The 4,846-nt window shown below is 30.5% G+C and carries 5 protein-coding genes; 2 read left to right on the plus strand and 3 right to left on the minus strand.

The window, feature by feature from the left end:
- Positions 1 to 696: 696 nt before the first annotated feature.
- Both ABDX67_RS13440 and ABDX67_RS13445 read right to left on the minus strand, forming a co-directional pair.
- Positions 697 to 1,464 carry a hypothetical protein gene (locus tag ABDX67_RS13440; protein WP_347175560.1) on the minus strand — a complete coding sequence of 256 codons (768 nt, stop codon included), beginning with the start codon at positions 1,462 to 1,464 and terminating at the stop codon, positions 697 to 699.
- A gap of 158 nt (positions 1,465 to 1,622) precedes the next feature.
- The gene (locus ABDX67_RS13445; RefSeq protein ID WP_077401592.1) at positions 1,623 to 1,994 is read right to left on the minus strand and encodes a nuclear transport factor 2 family protein; all 372 of its coding nucleotides are present in this window, start codon (positions 1,992 to 1,994) and stop codon (positions 1,623 to 1,625) included.
- Between the two features lie 361 nt (positions 1,995 to 2,355).
- On the opposite strand from ABDX67_RS13445, the gene ABDX67_RS13450 reads away from it, so the two are divergent.
- Together ABDX67_RS13450 and ABDX67_RS13455 are read left to right on the plus strand one after the other, a co-directional pair.
- A complete protein-coding gene (locus tag ABDX67_RS13450) occupies positions 2,356 to 3,075 on the plus strand; it encodes a putative quinol monooxygenase (RefSeq protein ID WP_347175561.1) in 720 nt (239 codons plus the stop codon).
- A gap of 77 nt (positions 3,076 to 3,152) precedes the next feature.
- Positions 3,153 to 4,016: a helix-turn-helix domain-containing protein gene (locus ABDX67_RS13455; RefSeq protein ID WP_347175562.1), complete on the plus strand. Its 864-nt coding sequence runs from the start codon at positions 3,153 to 3,155 to the stop codon at positions 4,014 to 4,016.
- Between the two features lie 162 nt (positions 4,017 to 4,178).
- On the opposite strand, the gene ABDX67_RS13460 is transcribed toward ABDX67_RS13455, so the two are convergent.
- Positions 4,179 to 4,703: a hypothetical protein gene (locus tag ABDX67_RS13460; RefSeq protein WP_347175563.1), complete on the minus strand. Its 525-nt coding sequence runs from the start codon at positions 4,701 to 4,703 to the stop codon at positions 4,179 to 4,181.
- Between the last annotated feature and the right edge of the window lie 143 nt (positions 4,704 to 4,846).

The raw sequence follows: 4,846 nt of genomic DNA on the forward strand, positions 1-4,846 counted from the left end.
TGTGTGTTTTCCGGTTGTAAGTTCGGCTAAAATTTTCAGTTTAAAGGGTTCTGAATACCGTCTAATTACTTTGTCATTTCTATACATAATGTTTAAAATTATGTAGCCTTTATTCAGGACGGGTCATTATTAAATACAACGGTTTTGTGCATGATTTGTTTGCGTGAATTTAGCGAAAAAATATTAAACAATTACAAACATTTGAGGTTTGCGAGGTTTTTCCGCAGGAAAAACTTTATAAGCAATGAATTATGCACGTTGTTAGCTTTTAGTGCTTTTTTTTCGCTTTAAAATTCATTCCAATTTTTCAATTCCGCCATTTCTTTTTTTCCGAGTTTGAGTAAATTCCACAGTTTGTTATTCCGCAAAGTTGCTCAAATTCCGCTGTTTTAATTTTCCACGTTTGATTGGATTCACACGTAATTTTTGCGTTCAGTTTTTTCTTTTTTTATTCCGTTTTTGTGTTAAAATTTTACACAGTAATTTTTCAATTCCAGTATTTTATTTTTACTATTAAAAAACTAAATTTTTGAATTTTCACGAATTTTTTCCCGCATTAAAGCTAACGTGTTTGTATAAGATTAGTTGCGTGTTTTAAGCAACTAATTTAGCAAATACAAACCGAATAGAAAATCCGCGAGGATTTTCGTAAGTAGGCTTGCACTAGCAATTAATTTTATACGGTGTTGGGCACAGTTATTTATATTCTATTTTTCTCGTTCGTACGTAATTTAGTTTATCATTCTCAATTGATTCCCTTTTTGTCCAATTTTCAAACTTGTCAAATTCGTATTTATATTCTGTTGTTGAAATCAGAGAGTCTTTGCTATTAAATTCTTTAATTTCCATTAAAATTCCACAATCGTATTTATATTCAGTATTGCAATTCCGTTCAGGTTTTCTAAAGTCCGATAGTTTGGATTCAGTTACAAATTCCTTGTCGTTATATTTACTTATTTCAAGAGTATTAGTAATTGTGTCATTTGTTTCAACGTCAATGTAGATTTGCTTTAATGAACTTTCTTTTAGTTTATTGTCAGAATTATATTTGTAACCTCCAATTTGTTTGAATTGAAAAATGTCATTTATGGATTCAGATTTTGTTTCCAAAAGCAATGTGTCTTTGTAGAAATAATCAACAATAAAATTTGAACTGTCGTTTGAAAGTGTCACAATTTCTCTTTTTATCTTTTTTTGATTATTGTAAATGAATTCAATGTCCATTGTTTCGTCAGCAAATAAATTCCGCTGATGTCTGCTGATTATTTGGTCATTTTCGTTGTATTTCTTTTCGGTAATTACAAGCGTGTCTTGAATCTGATTATTCAGAGAATCATTTTCCACTTTGATTGTGTATTCGGTAATTTGTGTTGCTTTTTTAGTCAGTCCGTTATTCAGCAATTTTGGTTCATTGCAACAACCAATTAAGAATATTGAAAAAAGTAAAATTAGAAGTCTATTCATTCTGTTTTAATTGTGCCCAACGGTTTCGTATAAGAATAGTTGCGGGTTTACGTGCGAGGAATTTCCGAAGGAAATTCAGACGTAGTAAACACGCAACTCCCTTTGATTAGGCACATAATCGCAATTATTTTTATACATTGTTGTACGCAGGCTTTCTTTTATAATTGCTCCACTAGTTTCCTAGCAGTAACAGTATCATATATAATTTTTAGTTTACTAATCTTGTTTTGATTATCAAATTCAATAATGTCTACTACATCAAATTCCACTTTTTGATTATTCTTTAAAGTCCATTTATAGGTGAAATAAAGAGCTAAATCATTTGAGTCATTATCTTCAAAAATTCCTTTTAAATAAAGTTCAGAATTTGAAGTATCGTTATTCAATTCACGATAAAATTCATCTGCTTTTTTTATTCCGTATAGTGGTGAGTCAACCATTCCATTCTGATTGAATAAAGCGATTACTTGTTCAATATTTCCATTTTCAAGGTGAGTAATATATTGCCTTGCGATTTCTTTTTTATTCATTATTTCATCAATTTTTAAATTTCTGAGTACGTTTCTCAGCTTGCGTACAACGTTCTTGTGTATGGCTCGTTGCGTGCAAATTAGCGATTATTTTTCGGTTGAGCGACAAGCCAGATTTTTAAATTTTACGATTTATTTTTTTTCTTGGAAGTCGTCAAATTTAAAAATTTGGCGACTTCCCAAATATGCCTTAACTTTGGATTAAGCAACTGATTAGCAATGAGCTATACACGTTGTTATGTGCATACTGGATTTAGTAATGTTGCTTTTCTGAAAATCGTCCATGCTATAGTAATAAACATCCATTCCACAGTCCTTTGTTTCATCCCAAATTTGCACTGTAACAAAAAAACAAGAAAAAATGAAAACTACAGTTCCATTAAAATTAACGCTCCTAGTTTTTTTTCTAGGATTTACAGTTCAAACATTTTCAAAAACTAAAAACACAAACATTATGAACATTACAAAAAATGAAACAATCGGATTATTAGTAATTATGAAAGCAAAACCAGGAAAAGAACAGGACGTCAAAAACTTCTTACTTGGTGGATTAGCATTAGTAAATCAAGAACCTCAAACAGTTTCTTGGTTTGCCTTTCAAATTGATAATAATACTTTTGGTATTTATGATACTTTTGAAGTAGAAGAAGGAAGACAAGCACATTTAACAGGCGAAGTTGCGAAGGCACTATTAGCAAATGCAGGTGATTTATTAGAGAACTTTGATCCTAGCACAGATATTCAAGCAATAGATGTATTAGCATCTAATCATAAATCCGGGTTGCAAAACAAGGGTTTGCTTGTTATTATGAAATCTAAAGAAGCAAAAACTAAAGATGTAGAAAACTTCCTTAATGTCGGTAAGCAATTAGTTGGTGATGAATCAAAAACTTTATCTTGGTATGCTCTAAAAATAGATGCTACTACGTATGCAATCTTTGATACTTTTGCAGATGATTCTGGTAGAGATGCACATTTAACTGGAAAAGTTGCAGCTGCACTTATGGAAAATGCTCCTGTTCTATTAGAAGGTTTTGAAGCATCAGCAATTCAAAAAATAGATATTTTAACGTTCAAATAATTATTATCTTTAGAAAGGAGTGTAAAAGCACTCCTTTCTTTTTTATTACGTAATATTAAATAAAGAAATATATTCTTATGGCTCAAATTATTATAGATAAACAAAATGGTGAATTAGCCTTTAGACTAGAAAGGTTTGAAAATCTTAATCAATTTGACCATTTACAGCGGAAAAATTATTATTCTATTATTTTACTCAACGGAAGTAACTATAAATTAAGTGTAGACATTTCTATCTATGAGTTGCAAGGCAACCAAATGATTTGTTTGTCGCCGTACCAACCCTTTATGATTTCTTCTAAAGAATCTTGTTCGGGTTGGCTATTAAATTTTCATCCTGATTTTTTTTGTACGTATCGACATCAGAACGAAATCGAAACTGAAGGAATTCTATTTAATAACTTTCATGGCTTACCTCATTTTCAAATTTCTGAAGAAGCCTTGTTTTTTAATCTCATAGACCAAATTTCAAAAGAAATGGATAGAGATTCTATTGCTCAACATGAAGTTCTTGTTGCTTTTTTAAAGGTGTTTTTAATAGAAGCAGTGAGACAAAAAAAGGAATTCGATAAAGATATTGTGCCAAAATTTTCTGATAGTCAATCCGAAATATTGCAAAATTTGGTAGATTCTATTGAGAATAATTACTGCAAATTACATTCCCCAAAAGAATATGCTGATGCTTTGTGTGTTAGCACAAAAACATTGGCAGGAATTGTAAAAAAATATTTGCAGCAAACACCTAGCTCTTTAATTACCAATAGAATAATAATAGAAGCCAAACGGGAACTTTATTTAACCTCAAAACCTTTGAAACAAATTGCAGCAAATCTAGGTTACGATGATGAATTTTATTTTAGTAGGTTTTTCAAAAAGAAAGTAGGTGTTTCTCCCGATAATTATAGAAAGACAGTGGGTTTTGCCAAACTAGAAAAACTATGATTGTCAGGTTGACTTAAGTTGCACATAACGGTCTCGGCTATGAGTAGTTGCGTGGTTTTGCACTTAACTTTGCAAGTACACACCAAACTGAAAATCCGCGAGGATTTTCAGAAGTAGGCGAGAACAAGCAATTACTTATAGCCATTGTTGGGCAATCGTACTTTATTCAAGTTTTTTATTTTCCCATATGTCAATATCAATTTCAATGTCATTTAGGGATTCTGTTATATATTTTTTATAATTCAACGAGTCTTTAATAAATTCATTAATGTCAACATCCATATAAATTCTTTGTCCTTTTATTTCTTTTCCAAAGTAAATTGTTCCATAATAGAAAAAATCATCGCCATAATGTCCTAAATCATCTGCTGTGTGATTTGTTTCAGCTTCTATTTCCAAACTTTCCATTTCAAAGTATACGGACCATTTTCTCCAATAATAACCTTCGTTTTCAATTCCGTCCTGAATTTCACGGTCAAAAATGTCTAAACAAACATTCCAATTTTTATGGGTTTTTGGATTGTGAATGTTTTCAATCAAGTATTTAATTTCTTTTGCTTTCCTTTTTTCTTTTTCAGATGCGAACTCAAGATTAGCTACAAAATCAACGAATTTTTTTAATTCTTGTATTTTGCTGAATGTGCTTTCATCAGGTTTCCACGTTTCTATCTTTCCTTGATTTTCCAATTTTATTAGTATTTCTGTATGTCTAGTCCTGAAATATGGCTACAGGTTAAAATTGAATTTACGCTGATAATTTATATACCATATTTGGTGTTTTATAGTCTAAAGATACGTGTAATCTTATTTGGTTGTATAAATTAATTGCA

The organism is Polaribacter uvawellassae (genome assembly GCF_039748955.1).
In the GTDB taxonomy this organism is placed as follows: Bacteria; Bacteroidota; Bacteroidia; order Flavobacteriales; family Flavobacteriaceae; genus Polaribacter; species Polaribacter uvawellassae.

Excerpts from the sequence above, each read along its gene's own strand:
- ABDX67_RS13440 (WP_347175560.1), bottom strand. The coding sequence starts at position 1,464 with ATGAATAGACTTCTAATTTTACTTTTTTCAATATTCTTAATTGGTTGT.
- ABDX67_RS13445 (WP_077401592.1), bottom strand. The coding sequence starts at position 1,994 with ATGAATAAAAAAGAAATCGCAAGGCAATATATTACTCACCTTGAAAAT.
- ABDX67_RS13450 (WP_347175561.1), top strand. The coding sequence starts at position 2,356 with ATGAAAACTACAGTTCCATTAAAATTAACGCTCCTAGTTTTTTTTCTA.
- ABDX67_RS13455 (WP_347175562.1), top strand. The coding sequence starts at position 3,153 with ATGGCTCAAATTATTATAGATAAACAAAATGGTGAATTAGCCTTTAGA.